The organism is Pedobacter sp. GW821-FHT01D05 (assembly GCF_059422505.1).
Genome location: NZ_JBWKXA010000009.1, coordinates 39,936 through 58,250, shown reverse-complemented (window position 1 = coordinate 58,250; position 18,315 = coordinate 39,936). Strand labels below are relative to the sequence as shown.

Sequence of the window (18,315 nt, the reverse complement as noted above, 5' to 3'; positions counted from 1 at the left end):
TACGCTGAACTTCTGACTCAAGACTGAGGACTTCCGACTCAAGACTGACTAACGTCCCATCCAACCGCCATCAACGGTTAAAATTGTTCCGTGAACATAATCGCTGGCAGATGAGGCCAGGAATAATGTTGGTCCTTTAAAATCTTCTGGTGTTCCCCATCTTCCGGCAGGAATACGCGATAAGATAGAAGTGCTTCTATCCTGATCTTCGCGTAAAGCAGAAGTATTATCTGTTGCAATATAACCGGGTGCAATTGCATTTACATTTACGCCTTTTGATGCCCATTCGTTTGCAAAAGCTTTGGTTAAAGATGCGATTGCACCTTTACTTGCTGCATAACCGGGAACAGTAATTCCACCCTGGAACGACAGTAAGGATGCCGTGAAAATTACTTTTCCGCTTCCTCTTGCAATCATTTCCCTTCCGATTTCGCGGGTTAAAATAAATGGTGCAGTTTGGTTTACCGCAATTACTTCATCCCAATACTCATCCGAATGCTCAGCAATTGGCTGACGTAAAATCGTTCCGGCATTATTGACCAAAATATCGATAACCGGATGATTGGCCTTTACCTGAGCGGCGAAAGCCAGTGTATTTTCGCGTTTACCAAAATCGCACTGGTAAGCATAAAACTTTCTACCCAGTGCTAAAACTTCTTTTTCTATAGCGCTACCTTCTAATTCAAGACTGGCAGAAACACCGATAATATCGGCACCTGCTTCGGCCAAAGCTAAAGCCATTGCTTTTCCTATTCCTCTTTTACAACCGGTAACTAATGCAGTTTTACCTGCTAAATTAAATATGTTAGACATGTTCTTTATTCTATGATGCATTTAAAAAGCTCTCTCTCCCGAAAGTTCGGGACTGTGCTCCAGTCGAGATGGTGAGTGTAAATTTATTTCAGTTCGGTGATGGCACAGTGATCCATATCGCCATAATCTAAATTTTCGCCGGCCATACCCCAAATAAAGGTATAGTTGCTTGTGCCTGCGCCTGAGTGGATTGACCAATTTGGCGAAATAACCGCCTGATCACTTTGCATCCAGATGTGGCGGGTTTCTTGTGGCTGGCCCATAAAATGGCAAACACTCTGTCCTTTCGGAACTTCGAAATAGAAATAAGCTTCCATCCTCCTATCATGTGTATGTGCAGGCATGGTATTCCAAACACTGCCCGACTTTAACTCGGTCATACCCATTTGCAATTGGCAGGTTGGCAAAACACTGTTCACTAACAATTTATTTATTATCCTATGGTTTGCAGTTTCAGGCGTGCCCAATTCTACAATCTCTGCTTCCGCTTTGCTTACTTTTTTGTTAGGATAAGTGTGGTGTGCAGGGGCAGAATTAATGTATAACTTAGCCGCCTCACCTGGTATGGCAGATTCAAAAAACACTTCTTTTGTACCCTTACCAATGTACAAAGCCTCTTTATAATCCAGTTCGTATTTTTCGCCGTCAGCGGTAACGATTGCTTTTCCACCTACATTGATAATACCCAGTTCCCTACGCTCTAAAAAGTAGGTCGCTTTTAAATCATCAGGATTTGGAAGTGCTATTTTCTGATCAACAGGCATTGCACCACCAACAATATATCTGTCAAAATGAGATAAAGTTAGGTTTACCTGGTTGGCCTCAAATACGTTTTCGATCAAGAAATTATCCCGCAAAGCTGCGGTATCCATTTGTTTAACTTCTTTAGGGCTTTGCGCGTAACGGCTTTCGAATTTGTTCATTGGTTAAAAATTGAGTTTTGCGATGGGACCTGAACCGATATCAGATCCTATCCGCAAATATATTTATACGATACTTATTATTTGTATTAATACTCAACTTTATAATCCTTTTTTATCGTTTCTCCACTCCAGGCTTTTAAACTGGTCCAGGGTGCGGGTGCATCTGTCCAAAATTTATTATCGGCAGGTAAACCCAAGGTTAAAAAGCCTAAGGTGGCCATGTATAAACTTCCGGTAGAAGTATAGGTATCAGCCACTTCTGGTTGATGACCGTTAAAACCAAGCACCAACCATCCGTTAGCATCAAAATTTTGCTTTCCATCGTATAATTTATGCATTACAGCGGTTAAGCCGCCACGAACTTGTGATGGTTTTACATATTCGGGCAGTTTTTCCATTAAGGCCGTTTGGGCCAATGCCTGAAAGGCAGCTGTACGATAAGTGATCGAGCGGCCATAGGCTGGATAAGTACCTTCTGGTGAGATAATCCTTTCCAAATATTCAGAATAACGCACCATTCTTTTCAAGGCTATATCATAATCGGCTTGAGATGCCCTTTTTTTATCCACCAATACCTTTAAAAGATCAACCAGCATGGGGTGAATCACGTAAGAGTTATAATAATCCATGCTAAATTTTTCGCCGTCACTGTACCAGCTATCACCAACGTACCATTCTTTCATTTTATTGATCGAAAACTGAACGCGGGCAGGATCATACTGCTCGCCGATGCTCAATAGAAAACCTTCGGTTAAGCCCGAAAACAAAAGCCAGTTATTATAAGCACCGCTGCGGGTACGTAGCGATTTAAACTCTTCTATAAATCTTTTTTTGGTCAGCTCATCAAGTGGTTCCCAAAGTGCCTTTGGTGCGCGCAAGAAAGCGTGTGCAACATAAGCCGCATCAACAATGGGCTGACTTTCTGAGCGATAACTGATATAATCAGGACTCTCGGGATTTACCGAATTGGCCAAAGCTTTCAAAAGTTCGGTACGCATGGTTTTTCTAAGTTTACCTTCTGCTGTGTCATCATCAGGCAAAGCCAGCCATGGTGCAACTCCTGCAATGGTACGTCCCAGTGCCTCAAGATATGTCACTTTAGCCGCATTTAAGCCATAGCCCGGGGCTTTTTCTAATGGCATATTCTTTTTTAAAGTTTCATTAGCCAGGTTATGGATTACCGGGTAAGCGATGCGGTTTAAGGTTTTAACCCAAAAAGCACGGTCTTCAGCACCTGTTGTAGGTTTCTTTTGTGCATTTGCCAACTGAGAAAAAATCAGCAGGGCAGAAAAAATCAGTTTGTATTTCATTATAATTGTTTTAATCAATTTTGTAAATAGCTTAAATTCCATTGATATACAATGAAGTGACGATGACAAGCTGAGGGGGAGTCGTCATTGCGAGAAGGCTTTTTCAGCCGACGAAGCAATCTTACAACGATCGCTATTAGCGTGCGCTTTAAGATTGCTTCGTGCCTCGCAATGACGACTCTTTTTTATTGAAATCCTCTCATTTATCAATCTTTACAAATACCATTTTTTATATCTCGCCAAAGCCTCTAAGTAGTAGTAATCGGCATAAACCAAAGGCACATCTATTTCGCTGTTTAATGGATAAGCTCCGGTGCTGTGCATTAACAAAAAGCCTCCGTTTTCACCTAATTTAGCATGATAAGCACTGCTCGAAAGCGAATAGATCATGGTTTCGGCCGCAGATTTAAATTCAGTTTTCTCGCTTCCTGACGTGTACTGACCAAGCTCTAACAATGCCGAAGCCATAAGCGCACCTGCAGAAGCATCGCGTTTGGCAAAAGGAATACCCTGCGCATCGAAATCCCAGAAGGGTATTTTATCGGCAGGTAAATTGGGATGATTTAATATAAAGTGTGCAATACCTTTTGCCTGTTTTAAATAGATAGGATTTTTGGTAAAACGGTACATCATAGTATAGCCATACAAAGCCCAGCCCTGCCCACGCGACCATGCAGAACAGTTTGCGGCACCCTGCCATGTGGCTTTCCTGATTACTGCTCCGGTTTCCGGATTATAATCAACTACGTGAAAAGAACTGAAATCGGGACGGAAATGGTTTTTTAAAGCCGTGTTGGCGTGGATAACCGATATTTCTTTATACTTTTTATCGCCACCATTATCGCTTACCCAGTTCATCATTTCCAGGTTCATCATATTATCAATAATTACCGGACACTCCCACAGTTTGCTTTTATTCCATGATTGGATCGATTTTACCACCGGGCGGTACCGCGTTGCCAAAGATTCTGCAGAACGCTGAATCACAGCCTTGTATTCTGGTTTACCCGTTAAACGGTAAGCATTACCAAAGCTACAGAACATCATAAAACCCAAATCGTGGTTTCCCGTATAGGTCTGGTTTGGTTCTATTACTTTTAAGGCTTTCTCAGCCTCTTGTTTAATATCTGCATTTTTGGTCTGTTCGTATATATACCACAAACTGCCAGAATAAAAGCCACTGCACCACCATTTAATATCGTAATTTACGGGTTTTCCATTTTCGAAAGTCTGAGGCGTTTTCCCTTCAGGAATATTTTTACCCAGCACTTTATATTGGTCAGCTGCGAATTTAAACTCATCGTTAATTAACTGGGCCATCGGCTTTTTCTCGGTCTGGGCAAATGAAACTGAACTGCCAAGCATCAGCAATGCGACAGCGAAATTGATTTTTTTCATAATTTAATAGTCTGTGTATTATTCTTTAATTTTAAAATTCGCCGTTGCACCCGCAAAGGCACCGGTTGGCAAATTACAATCTATACTTTTTGATTTCGATAATCCTGGCAGCTTTAGCAACACCTTGATGCTTGCATTTTCCTGTGCGGGATCTGCGATATATAGCATAGGGTTTTTACCGTTTAAATCTTTAATGTAAACCGTACACGGCTGATCTACCTGAAGCGAAAGGCCATTGGCAGCCAGTGTTCCCGCTTTATAAAAAACGGCCTGCAACATGTCCAGTCCGGTATGTTTTACAGCCTGCAGTTCGTCAGTGTTTTTCAATATCCGGATCATCGATCGGTTATATTTTTTTAAAGCTGCAGCATCAACCCCTGGCACAACTAGGTATTGATAGCTGGCATTCTGAGGATTTTTCCCATGATTTAACCAGATTTTAAATACGTTATGTTTCAGTTCGTTCTTGCTTTGAAAATGATTGATGCGGTACCAGTTTCCGGTTTGTGCTTTGCTGCTGATTTCTAAATTCCCACCTTGGGGAAAAATATACCCAATGCTATCATGAATTGTCCAAATCTCACCTTTACCATTGGCCTGTGCCCCATTTGAAGAAGCCACATCGCCCCTTAACCAGGCCTGATTAATTGTTGTGGTAATATTTTCTTTTGTACTACTCTTAATTCCAGCACCCAGGCACACCACTTCCCGATCAAAAAAGAACCATGCTTTTTTTGCCTGAACGCTGTCGTAATTTAAATCATAACATGAAACGCCATAAATGCCATCGCTAACTCCTCCAACAAATTTGGTTGTACCCGGAATTCCCCATTCCTTTAATACTGTTGCCCCATTATCATCAGGATAATCTCTGCTGGTGGTTCCCGGGATTTTATCCCACTCCCAAACGGGCATCAGGTTGGCATATTCCGATCCACTGCGCTGGATATTGGTCGCCCCATCGGGGAGAAATTTCCCCAATATGTTTTCGTTGTTGCCGCGTTCTGTCCGTAAAGTTCGGGTTGAAGCCATTTGTATGCTGAAAGTATACGCCTTACGAAGATGCAGCGTGTAACCACTTTTCCAATATTGGCTATGTGACGCTGTTATCCCATAATCAACAGGTTTTTTCCTTGCTGTTCTTAATGCTGATGCATCCCAATAGGCGGCATTTTCGGGATCAAACAGTTTAATCTTTCCTACCATTCCGCCCATCCCGCTACTTAAAGAATCTTTACGGCTAATTCCTCGTCCACGTACATTAAAATCGTAAAACGATCCTCTTACCGTCCTCAGAAATGTGTTTTTAAGGTAATTGACTAAAATGGTCAACTGAGCTTTTGGCAAGGCATATTCCGTTTCTCTTAAATAGAATGCTGCATTAACCGAATTACCGGCAAACACCCGCCCATAACTGGCAATCGCCTGTTGTTTTCCATGCTGGTAATAACTACCATCCACCTGAATGCCTTCTTTTCCATCTGCAATAGCAATAGGTTCGAATAAATATTTAGCGGCAGAATCTAAAGTTGCCTTGTTTTGTGTTAAACAGGCACGGTACAGATAGTGCAAAGCCTCATCAGAGGTATTGGCACCATCGCCGGTTTTTAACTTTCTGATCATTCTATTGATCAATGCCTTTTCCAACTCCACAGGAAGTTGCGTTTTCGCATTCCGCATCAAAATCAACGTTTGGCCAATGGCCTGGGGATAAAAAATATCATTATACCACCAGTTTTTGTTCTTCGGATTTTTATCCAGCCAATGCTGCAAAGATTTAACAATCGCGCCATATAACTCAACATTTTGATACAGCTTATTTGATGGACGGATATAAGCACTTGCCATATCTTTTATCCTGTTTAGCGGATCGTATTGTGCATCTGCATAGTTAATATCGGTCCAGCTTCCATCTGACTTAAGTGCAGGTAAGTTTTTAGTTATCCTTTTTGTTAACACACCATCATTTATCCCTACTTGCAAATCCTGATTGATGCGCTCCATAATAATGGCATAGGTTTTTTGTTGTGCCCTTGCAAAAAGGCAGCTTAAACAAACAAAAACTACTGATAACCATATTTTCGATCCGCTACTTTTCATGCTAGCCTTCATTTTTTACTTTTTAAAGGAGATTTATAAATCCTAACATAATCAACCTCATATTTCAATGGTAAAATCTCTTCCTTTAAAGGCCCGCCCAAAGTTCCCTGCCTGCCAAGTGCCAGGTTAAGCAGCAGATAAAATTCTTTCCTAAAAGGATTACTCACTGCGTTGTCTGCTTTCTTAATATCAAATACCATATATTTTAAATCATCATAATAGAACTCAATTTTATCCTGATCCCAGTTAATGGCATATACATGGAAGTCTTGCCAAGGCTTGCCAACCACTGGTTTTTCACCCTGGTATTTATAATTATTGGTAGAATCTGTATAATGTACCGTTCCGTAAACCTGTGTAGAATCTTTGCCCACAAATTCCAGAATATCAATTTCGCCGCAATTGGGCCATTTTACCGGCCCACGGTTGGTACCCAGCATCCAAATTGCCGGCCACGCACCAACACCCTTACATACTTTCGCCCTGACCTCTATCCGGCCGTATTTAAAATGCTGCTTCCCTAAGGTTATTACACTAGCCGAGGTAAAATGTGCACCTTCAAATTCTTCCTTTTTTGCTTCTATCACCAGGTTTCCATTTTCTACCCTGGCATTTTCCAATCTGTTCTTCGTATAAAACTGTGGTTCTTCATTCCGTACAAACCCTTGTTCGTAATTCCATTTTTTAGTATCAGGCAAACCTGTATAATCAAATTCATCACTCCAGATCAATTTTCGTTTTATGCCATCGCTTTGCGCAAAACAGTTAAGGGCAACCATACAAAACAGCGAGATTAATAGTTGTTTATTCATAAAAAGATATAATGTAAACACGACCTGCGTTAAAATGAGTTAGGCAGCTGTGTTTGTTGTTAAAGGATAACCTTAATATTAAATTCCTTTGTAGTCGCTTTACGCTCGTTGGGGTTAACATTATAAGCCACAAAAGTTGCCCTGTATTTACCCACGGCAACATATTTATAAGCATATGATGTGGTGGCAGATGCTGTAATATTTTTTACTGTAGCCGTTGCAATATCAGGCGATACCCGCCCAACATACAGAGCCTTACTCACTATCCAACTGGTATTTGTTGGAAGCGTTGCCGCACCACCAACAATGGTAAGTGCAGTGGTAGTGGCTACCCATCGCGCACTTGCCGGTGTCCAAACGTTACCATAACGTGTCCAGTAAGCATTATCATTTGCTAATGAACCCAAATTATAGCTGTAATCGCCCAATACATTGTTTACAGTATAGTTGGTAATGGTCCAGGTGCGTTGCGTTGAGCCTGTTACGCCCGAATATTTAAAAGCAATAAAAAGCGAATCGTTTACACCATTTACCAGATCAGCCAAATCAACATTACCTGTATTTACTGCGGTAGCGCTGGTAGCCAGAGGTGTCCGGGCAGTAATGTTTGTCCAGGCTGCATTTACAACCGTTGCCGAATCTCTGGAAGGCAGCTTATTGGTAGCCAAAACCTGTAAAGTATTGGTTTGTGTGCCAAACTGGGCAGTGCTTGTAAAAGATAATGTAGGTATGCCCTGTGCCATTGCCCTATCGCGATATTCGTATTTATTGCCTGTAGTACCGCCCCAAAAAACAATGTTATCGGCGTAACCATCGAGCGCAAACTTACAGGTATCGCCCAGTTTAAAAACCAGGGTATCGCCAATTGTAGCACGCGCATTGATCAGATTAATGCCTGCAGTTGGGGCATCAGTTGTGAGGTCTTTCTTGCATGCTGTAAAAAACAAAACTACAAGCGCACCTATATTGAATAGATATTTCATCTTCTTTTCCATTTTGAGGTTAATTAATATCCTGGATTTTGAGTTAAAGCCTTGTTTAAGTTTAACTCGTAAGTTGGTTTTGGAAGCAATACATGTCTTTGGGTAATTCCGGTAATTCCGCTATAACCAACGGCGTTTCCAGTTGTTGCCGAAACTCCGTTAGCTACTGCATAGTTGGCAAAGGTTTGCATATCACCCACAAAGTTACCCCAACGGATAAGATCGGCTTTACGGTAAGCTTCGAAGCACAATTCGCGCATGCGCTCATCCCTGATAGCGAGTTGAAAATCAGCTTTGTTTAGCCCTGGTGTTAACAGGTATTCACTTCCACTGGTAATGCTTGCGGTTGCGGTTGCGGTTACACCACTGGTTGGCGCAGCAATGCTTACCGTTGGTGCAGTAGTAAAATAGGGCCCTGCAGCTGTTAGGTTTCCTCTGCTGGTTAACTTAATCCCGGTTACTGCGCCACTGGTAGATACCACAGCAACAGCCGTTGCACCCGAGCCACCACCACCGCTAATGGTTACCGCCGGTGGGTTAGCAGCACTATAACCCGAACCTCCGTTAACCACTGTAATATTTTTCACAATATTGCCGTACATCGTTCCGTAAGCTCTTTTTCTTACCTGGTTAATGGCATCGTAGGCCGCTGCCGTTGGACCATTAAGCTGATTTTCGGCTTCTGCTTTCATCAATAACACATCCGAATAACGGATTACAGGCCAGTTGATGTTATAAGTACCCAAATTCCTCGAGGCTTCCGGGCAATATTCACGGCGGAATTTCCCACACATCATTTGCCATGGATTTGGCTTTTCTGTTTTACTCCTTATGCCACTGGTTGTATTTACCGTCCAGATAAAATCAGCACAATTCCAATCTCTTCTGGTATCTAACGATGCTTTGTTTACCAACGTGCTTGTGGGCTCCACTTCATAACTATCAAATAACTTTTTAGTGGTTTGTACCCAGCCAACTGCAGAATAAGAGGCAGGGTCGAAAGAACCATTCACAGTAAGGATAGCCGATTGGATACCCACAAAGTTTCCGATATCGTTACCGGTTTTATTGGTTACGCCAGCGGCTGCACCTGCCGATCCCCATTCTAAAATATCTTCCTTTACATCATACTTATCCTGACATAAATTGATAAAAACCTGCTTATAATCCGGATTTAAGCCATGTAAGCCAGAATTGATTACTTTATCAGCATACGCAACTGCATCGGCATATTTAGTGGCATCATTGGTTGGATAACCTGCCCAATACAGGTAAACACGCGCCAACATGGCTTGTACAGCCGTTATGGTTACCTGATCGTTATAACCAAGGCTTGTGGCTGTTCTACCTTGCAATAAAGTTTCAGCTTCTTTTAAATCGGCCACAATCTGCGCATAAACCGCTCCCTGAGGTGATGCCGGAATATTGGTTTCGGCAATACCAGGACTATGCAGAATAATCGGCACCGCACCAAAATTAGTGGTGAGGATAAAATAATTGTAAGCCCTTAAAAACAAGGCCTGGCCTTTAATATAACCACGTTGTTTTTCATCCATTGTTGGTTTATTAATGTTATCAATCAGCACATTGGCATTATTAATACCCAAATACGGCCAGCGCCAAACATCGGCCACATAAGCATGCCCGGCATCATAAGAATAATAAAGACCACGTGCCTCGCCGTTTACAGGTCTGTTTGGCAACATTTCGTCTGTTGCGCTCACAAAATTAAAGTTCAATACCTGTCCGTACATCCGCTCGTACATCATATTGCTGTATATGCCGTTAAGCGCTACCTGCAATTGATCTGCCGTTTGGTAATAATTAGATGGGCTATAGAAATCTGTTGGCTCAGTATCTAAGAATTTTTTGCATGATGATGATAATCCCATCACAAATAAAAAAGCCAGAATATATTTATTTTTCATTGTCTTATCTTTTAATGGTGATTAAAATGTTGCGTTTAAACCAAAGGTTACCGTGAAAGATTGCGGGTAGGTTCCGTAATCAAACCCGGGGGTAAGATTGCTTGGCCTTGATGAAGCTTCAGGATCCAGTCCCGAATAACCGGTAAGGGTTAACAGGTTTTGAGCCGACGCATTTAAGCGCAGTTTCGACATGCCGATGCTTTTAAGAATTTTACCAGAGAAATTATAACCCAGCTGAACGGTTTTCAAACGCAGGTATGATCCATCTTCTACCACTCTGGAAGAATAATTTGCTGCTGCCATTCCGCCCGCCCTAAACAGATCATTGTTCTGGTTGGTTGGTGTCCAGCGGTTTTGGAACGAAGCATACTGGTTAAGGTTCGGGTTGGTTACGATACCCCCTTCAAAAACATAACGGTTGGCATTGATGATATTATTACCGTACGACCATTGTAAGAAAACCCCTAAATCCCAGTTTTTGTAACTAAAGTTATTGCTAAAACCGCCCGTGTGAATAGGCAACCCCCTGCCGATGATGGTATAATCGTTATTGTTTACCACCAAATCGCCATTTAAATCTTTGTATTTAATATCACCCGGCTGTATAGATGTTCTGGTAGAACCGTTGGTGGTTACATTTGGCTTAAGCAAAAATGAACCATTTGGCATTTTATCAAAATCACTGTATTGGTAAACACCATCGAAAATCAATCCGTACATTTCACCGACCGAACGGCCTTTAACAGATATGTATGGCGATAAACTGGTGTATGTGGTATTAAAAAAAGTTCCGGAACCGGCAAGTAAAGAGTTTTGTCCTTCAGTTAATTCCAGAATTTTATTCTTATTAAAGCTGATGTTGAAATTACTTGTCCAACGGAAATTTTTAGTCTGGATATTGGTGCTGTTCAAGGTAATCTCTAAACCGCGGTTTTCTAAACTTCCTATATTTTTAAAGCCTGTTCCGCTTTGTACGCCACTTGCATAGGGCAATTGGGCATTCAGCAATAAATCGTTGGTCACCCTTTTATACACATCGGCAGTTAACCCAAGGCGGTTTTTAAAAAAGCTCAAGTCCAAACCGATATTGGTTTGGGTATTCGTTTCCCACTGCAGATCATAATTGCCTGATGCGGTGATTACCGAGCCAATGGCTACGGGTTTACCATTAAATGAATACCAGTATTGTGTATTGCCTAAGTTTAGTTGTGGCAGGTAAGCAAAATCGCCAACACGGTTGTTTCCCGATTCGCCATAACCGATACGCAGTTTACCATCAGATAACCAGGTGGCACCCTTTAAGAAAGATTCCTGACTAAAGCGCCATCCGGCCGATGCCGAAGGAAAATAACCCCAACGCTTGCCCGGAGCAAATTTCGACGACCCATCTGCCCTGAAACTGGCCGTTAATAAATATTTGCCTTTAAAATCATAGTTTAACCTACCCAGGAAAGATTGTAGTGTCCAAACCGAGCTTCTTGAGTTTACAACCGTATTGGCTGCCGGCACCAAATCTAATGCATCAATACCTAAACTTTCATTGGTAATTTGCGAGGCATAAATCGAGCGGTAAGAACTTTTGCTCCGCTGTGCAGAATAACCCGCCAAAACAGTTAAGTTATGGTCTTTATTGAAAGTGTTTTTATAAGTTAGGGTATTATCATTTAACCAGTTAAAAGCCGGACTGGTGGCATAAGTTCCGTTCGGACCTGATGAGTTCCATTTACTGCCCGATTGTGTTAGGGAGTTATTAAAAATATTAGTTTCCGTATTGGCTTTGGTAATCCCTGCAGCCACCCTTAATCTTAGTTTTGGTGTAAAAGCATATTCAGCATAACCATTGGCCACCATGGTAGTGGCTTTATACATGGTTTTCTGGTTTTCTAAACTGATTAACGGGTTTACACGATAATCCTGGTTATTGGCCAGCTCATTTGTAGGGTCGTAAAACGAATCAAGCAGGTCGGTATTCTGGTCTCTGCCAGAAATTGCCGCAGCAGGACGATAGCCCCAAACAGAATACAACAGTACCGAAGAGGCATAAAAATTGGTGGCAGAAATTGGTGTCCCGAAAGTTTCACTATAGGCATAATTTACGTTTACACCTGCTTTTAATTTATCGGTAACGGTTTGGTCGAGTACAAAACGCCCCTGGTAACGCTTAAAACCACTGTATTTCACAATTCCTTTCTGGTTATTGTAGTTACCGGAAATAGAGTAGGTTGTTTTATCGTTTCCGCCCCTTAAGGCAATATCATGGTTTTGGTTCTGCCCGTTCTGAAAAATATAATCCTGCATATCCAGGCTCGATACATTCTGGTAATCATTTACGGTAACGCCATTCTTTAAATACACAGAATCAGCAAAAACAGGATTCAGTTCTTTTACATATTTCACAAACTCAAAGGCATTCATCACCGGAATTTTTTCTGGCGATTTTTGCGTACCGTAATAAGCATTATAACTAAGTTGTGGTTTGCCCGCCTTGCCCCTTTTGGTGGTAATGAGCACTACCCCGTTAGATCCACGCGCACCATAAATGGCAGTTGCCGAAGCATCTTTTAATACATCTATGCTTTCAATATCAGATGGGTTGATGGAGTTTGCATTGGCATCTTCAGAAGGGAAGCCATCGATAACGTACAATGGCGAGTTGTCTTGTGAGATGGATCCAGCCCCGCGGATCACAATGTTTGCTGTTGCACCTGGCTGGCCATCACTGGTTGAGACCTGTACCCCTGCCACACGGCCGGCCAGCGCCTGATCGAATGATTTGACAGGAGCCTGTTCCAGATCTTTCATATTCACCGAACCTACAGCACCCGTAAGGTCGGCCCTTTTGGTAGTGCCATAGCCCACAACCACCACATCGCTCAAACCCGTAATAGAAGATTTTAACACCACGTTAACCGTGCTACGCGTACCTACAGTTACGGTTTGCGAAGCATAACCCACATAGTTAAACACCAGTTGATCTGTTGCCAACGCCTGAATTTTAAACCGGCCATCAGCATCTGTTTGTGTAGTGGTTTTACTCCCCTTTACGCTAACCGATACGCCGGGCACTGTTTCTTTACTTTCATCCGTAACTACACCAATAATGGTTTTACTTTGGGCAAAAACAATAACATTGCTAAGTAGTAAGAAAGTGAGTAATAATAAAAGCTTAGGGAAAAGATATGCATGCAATGGCATGCCTGTTCTCCCCGGAATGTAGAGTTTACTCATAATTGTTGGTTAAATTGGTTATTAGGTCTGTTTGTTAGGTTTAGCTTTAAAAAGCATTCCCCGCAGAACAAACTTATAGCATAGCCCATTTCGAAGGGGTATAATTTTCTAAACATTTAGGGGTAATATTCTAAATATTTGGCAAAAATGCTTTTAAACCATAATTTAGATTGCCAATAACAACTATAACCAATTATCTCATGCCTAAAGCTTTCCTGAAATTTTTGTGCTGTGCAGCCCTGTTTTTAGGATTTGTAACATCGGGAAAATGTCAACAACCAATTCTGTTCGACCACCTTGGTATAGAGAAGGGCTTATCACAAACTTCGGTACTGGCCATCTGCCAGGATAAAAAAGGATTTATGTGGTTCGGTACCCGAAATGGCCTAAACCGTTACGATGGGTATAATATTAAAGTGTACCAGTTTTCAGCAGCCGACTCCCTTTCCATATCGCATAATTATGTCGTAAGTCTTTTATCAGATTCGCATCAAAATTTATGGGTAGGTACCGATGCAGGTTTAAATAAGTATAATGAAAAAACGGATAATTTTGAGCGCATTACCGCCAGTCCCAAAGGCATCAGCAACAATATGGTTAACTGCATTACCGAAGATAAAAATGGAAATGTATGGCTTGGTACACTTAACGGATTAAACTTAATTGTAAACGGGAACCTTAAAAAGATTAAGGTTTTTTTTAAGGATAAAATATACCATAACATCAGAACCGTAAAGCAGGATCATGAAGGAAATATCTGGGTTGGAACATCCAGTGGCTTATTAAAAATGACTGTCAAAAATGGCGCTTACGAAACGGTTGTTTTTAAAAATGAGGGTAGAGCAGGCGATATCAGTGAAAATTATATCACCGGTATAATTGAAGATAGCCAGCACAAACTATGGCTCAGCACGCAGGATAATGGTTTAAACCTGTATAACCCTTCCACCAATACCTTTAAAAATTTTAAACATTCAGATAGTCAACAGCATTCGCTTGTAAACAATACCATCCGCACCATGGTTTTAGACGATGCAGGCAAATTGTGGATAGGTACATTGGATGGGATTAGCGTAATGGACACTCAAAATTTCAACTGCACTAACTTACAGTACGATCCCGACAACAAAAAAAGCTTGTCGCAGAATTCGGTACATCGGTTGTATAAAGATCAGAACGGCTCTATCTGGGTGGGCACTTATTTTGGCGGCGTTAACATCAACTATCCGTATACCACAGCATTTAACATTTACAGCACAAATAAAAATACCTCAAGCATTAACAATAATGTGGTAAGTGCCTTTGCAGAAGATGAACATAAAAATCTCTGGATCGGAACCGAAGGCGGCGGATTAAATTATTTCAACAGGCTAACAAAAACATTCACCGCTTTTAAAAATGATGGCCGCAGCAATTCGATTAAATCCAACCTCATCAAAAAAATAATACTCGATAAAACAGGTAGACTCTGGATAGGTACGCACTCCGGCGGACTTAATCTTTACGACAGCAAGAACCATACTTTTAAGCGTTTCGACTTTAGTGCGAAACAGGAAGATGTACCCGATGAAATTACTGCAGTGGCCGAAGATAAAAATGCACACCTATATGTAGCCACTCAGCGTAACGGCGTCAAAATTTCCAATCCTGAAAAAACCAGATTTTACAACTTTCAGCTACCTTCAGTTTTTTCGAATTTACCGATCGTTAAAGCTTTAACGGTAACCGATCGCGTTTACTTCGGCACCACAAGCGGATTTAGCATTTACAACATTGATAAAAAAGAGTTTTACACCTTATGCGATGTAAAAACCAAAAAACCTTTAGATTATTATGTAAACGGCATTGCAGAAACAAAAAATAAAGAGATTTATATCTGCACCAACAACAGAGGATTAGTGCAGTACGATCAAAAAAAGAACAAAGTAATTTACTACACGGTAAAAAATGGTTTACCGAACGATAATGTGCTGGGCCTTTTAGAAGATGACAATGGAAATCTATGGATAAGTACTGCCAACGGCTTATGCATGTTTAACAGAGCGCACAAAACCTTTAAAAACTATACCGTTGCCGATGGCTTGCCGGGAAACGAATTTAATACCAATGCCTTTTTTAAAAGCAGCAATGGCGAAATGTTTTTTGGTGGTTATAACGGCTTTATCAGCTTTTTCCCTAACCGCATACAAACCAATAATAAGGCTGCAGTCATGGTAATAACCGGTTTAAAAGTTGATAACAAATCAGTAAAAATTAATGCTGATGACGGCCTGCTGGATCAAAATATCGGCTTAAAGGATAAGCTCGTTTTTTCTAACCATCAAAATACATTTAGTTTAAGTTTTGCCTTACTGAACTTTATTAAACCTGAAAAAAACCGCTATTCCTATAAATTAGACGGTTTCGAGAAAAACTGGAACGATGTAGATGTTCCAACAGCTGCTTATACCAATCTTCCTCCGGGCGATTACACTTTTATGGTTAGAGGGGTTAATAATGATGGCATTCCGAGTGCAAATATCCGTAAAATTGATATTACTGTAAATCCGCCATTTTATAGAACCTGGTGGGCCTACCTGTTTTACTTTTGCGCTTTTGCAGCCATTTCCATTGTATTTATCCGCTATTTATTAATAAAAGCTGTACTAAAAAAAGAAAAAGAGATTAACGAGCATAAGCTCGAGTTCTTTACCAATATTTCTCACGAAATACGTACACCATTAACCCTCATTCTGGGCCCCTTAGATAAATTGATTGAAAACGCCAAGGACGACCCTGCCCTTAACCGGGATCTGCAACCTATAAAAAATAATGCCGATCGTTTAATGAACCTGGTTACCGAACTGCTCGACTTTAGAAAGGCAGAAAGCGGAAAAATGGCATTACATGTAAGTCCTGGCGATGTGGTAAAATTCTGCAGGGAAATATTTCTTGCTTTTCAGAACATGGCCATTTCTAAAAACATCGATTATCAGTTTGAAACCGCACAGGCAGAAATTGAGCTTTATTTTGATAAAGTTCAAATGGAAAAAGTACTGTTCAACCTGCTTTCTAATGCCTTTAAATTTACACCTGTAAACGGAAAAATTAGCCTGAAAATAGAAACAGAAAAACAATTGGTTAACATAAAGATCTGTGATAACGGCAAGGGCATCCCTTTAGAGAATCAGGCCAGTTTATTCACTAATTTCTATCAGGCCAATGCCAATACAACCATTGGTACAGGTTTGGGCTTATCGTTCTCTAAAAGCATTGTAGAACTGCATCATGGCCAGATCAGTTTCGAAAGCACACCTAAAAACGACAATGCTTTTGGCAATACGGCTTTCACCGTAAGTTTAAAAACAGGGATAGCACATTTTAATCCATCCGATTTTATCCCTGATTATGTTTATTACGACGACGCTTTAAATTATAACCTTAGTACAACGCAGGTAACCGAAGCGTTTAAGGGAGAGGAGCTAATGCCGGATGGGCTAGAGAAAAAGAGAAAAAATAGCATTTTACTCGTAGAAGATAATGAAGATGTAAGAACCTTTATAAAACAGGCTTTAAACCCTTCATACCAGATTTATGAACGCGAAAATGGAGCTACCGGGTTAGATTGTGCTTTAGAGCTGATTCCTGATTTAATTATCAGTGACGTAATGATGCCTGTAATGGATGGCCTGGAGTTATGCCGAAAACTTAAAACCGATGAACGAACCAGCCATATCCCTGTCGTTTTATTAACGGCAAGATCGGCTTACGTGCACCAGGTAAATGGTTTCGAAAACGGTGCCGATGCCTACATCATGAAGCCATTTAACCTAAAAATATTGGAGCTGAACATTCAGAACCTGTTAAATGCCAGGGAAACCATTAAACAAAAGTTTGCACAGGTAATTGTACTCGAGCCTAAAAACATGGTAATTAACACTACCGAGCAAAACTTCTTGAATAAAATTATCCAGATTATCGAAGACCGGATTGCCGATCCCGATTTTGATGTACCTAGCCTATCTTCAGAAATTGGCATGAGCCAACCTGTACTCTACAAAAAAATAAGGGCACTGACCGACCTTTCGGTGAACGATTTTATTAAATCGTTGCGGATAAAAAGAGCAGCCCAATTACTCAAGCAAGGTTCAGGTAATATTGCCGAAATTGCTTATTCAGTTGGTTTTAATGATCGGAAATATTTTAGTTCAGAGTTTAAAAAACATTTCGGCAAAACCCCAAGTGAGTTCATCAGTAATGATTAACCTGTAAACGCTTTGCAAAACATTAAAAAACGTTATTATATTGATTCATCAGAAATTAATCTCTATCAATGACAGACTCCAATAGAGTAGTCGTCTTTCCCGTGCAGGCCTATCATGTGGACAAATCTTTTTTGAGAATAGTTTAGGCATTTTGCTAACCAACTTTAATAAAGCACGGATTTTAACCAAGGACGCCGTCAACCCCAAGAGCCAGGGAAATCAAAAAACAGTTGCAGCTCAGGTAAATTGGTACTAACAAACCTGAAACGCAGTGGTTTTGTGTTCAAAAGATGATTTAATTTGAAAAAATTATTGAACACAAACCCCGAAGGGCTCAATCAGACCAAAGAAAACACAAACAAAACTGATTAAACGAAGTGCCACTGTTTTTTGATGCGCAAGGGATGGTGCAAAAGGCTCATTGCTGGATTGACGAAGCGCTTTGGGTAATTGGCGCTCCAAAATGCACCAGCATTCTTGAGCACAAATAAGAATAACATGATCTGCGAAAAACTACCATGCCCCCACGGCATAGAGCGGCAAAAAATATTATAATTAATTGTGTCCACACGATAG

At 41.0% G+C, this 18,315-nt stretch carries 10 protein-coding genes; 1 reads left to right on the top strand and 9 read right to left on the bottom strand.

Features of this window, described 5'->3' with window-relative positions; translation table 11 throughout:
* Positions 1-48: 48 nt before the first annotated feature.
* The 9 genes from AC07VK_RS23580 to AC07VK_RS23540 form a co-directional block, all read right to left on the bottom strand.
* Complete coding sequence (locus AC07VK_RS23580) at positions 49-813, bottom strand: SDR family NAD(P)-dependent oxidoreductase (RefSeq protein WP_492963526.1); 765 nt, start codon at positions 811-813, stop codon at positions 49-51.
* Between the two features lie 83 nt (positions 814-896).
* Entirely contained in the window at positions 897-1,736 is an 840-nt protein-coding gene (gene kduI / locus AC07VK_RS23575) for a 5-dehydro-4-deoxy-D-glucuronate isomerase (protein WP_492954398.1), read from the bottom strand.
* An 86-nt stretch (positions 1,737-1,822) separates the two neighbouring features.
* The gene (locus tag AC07VK_RS23570; protein WP_492963524.1) at positions 1,823-3,046 is read right to left on the bottom strand and encodes a DUF2264 domain-containing protein; all 1,224 of its coding nucleotides are present in this window, start codon (positions 3,044-3,046) and stop codon (positions 1,823-1,825) included.
* Positions 3,047-3,259: 213 nt separating this feature from the next.
* On the bottom strand, positions 3,260-4,444 hold the full coding sequence (locus AC07VK_RS23565) for a glycoside hydrolase family 88 protein (protein ID WP_492963522.1): 1,185 nt from the start codon (positions 4,442-4,444) through the stop codon (positions 3,260-3,262).
* Between the two features lie 18 nt (positions 4,445-4,462).
* On the bottom strand, positions 4,463-6,544 hold the full coding sequence (locus tag AC07VK_RS23560) for a polysaccharide lyase 8 family protein (RefSeq protein WP_492963520.1): 2,082 nt from the start codon (positions 6,542-6,544) through the stop codon (positions 4,463-4,465).
* An 8-nt stretch (positions 6,545-6,552) separates the two neighbouring features.
* Positions 6,553-7,356: a glycoside hydrolase family 16 protein gene (locus tag AC07VK_RS23555; protein ID WP_492963518.1), complete on the bottom strand. Its 804-nt coding sequence runs from the start codon at positions 7,354-7,356 to the stop codon at positions 6,553-6,555.
* 59 nt (positions 7,357-7,415) lie between these two features.
* The gene (locus tag AC07VK_RS23550) at positions 7,416-8,339 is read right to left on the bottom strand and encodes a DUF5017 domain-containing protein (RefSeq protein WP_492963516.1); all 924 of its coding nucleotides are present in this window, start codon (positions 8,337-8,339) and stop codon (positions 7,416-7,418) included.
* A 23-nt stretch (positions 8,340-8,362) separates the two neighbouring features.
* Positions 8,363-10,267, bottom strand: coding sequence for a RagB/SusD family nutrient uptake outer membrane protein (locus tag AC07VK_RS23545; protein ID WP_492963514.1), 1,905 nt, complete (start codon positions 10,265-10,267; stop codon positions 8,363-8,365).
* Between the two features lie 21 nt (positions 10,268-10,288).
* A complete protein-coding gene (locus tag AC07VK_RS23540) occupies positions 10,289-13,495 on the bottom strand; it encodes a SusC/RagA family TonB-linked outer membrane protein (protein WP_492963512.1) in 3,207 nt (1,068 codons plus the stop codon).
* A gap of 200 nt (positions 13,496-13,695) precedes the next feature.
* On the opposite strand from AC07VK_RS23540, the gene AC07VK_RS23535 reads away from it, so the two are divergent.
* Entirely contained in the window at positions 13,696-17,739 is a 4,044-nt protein-coding gene (locus AC07VK_RS23535; protein WP_492963510.1) for a hybrid sensor histidine kinase/response regulator transcription factor, read from the top strand.
* Positions 17,740-18,315 lie beyond the last annotated feature (576 nt).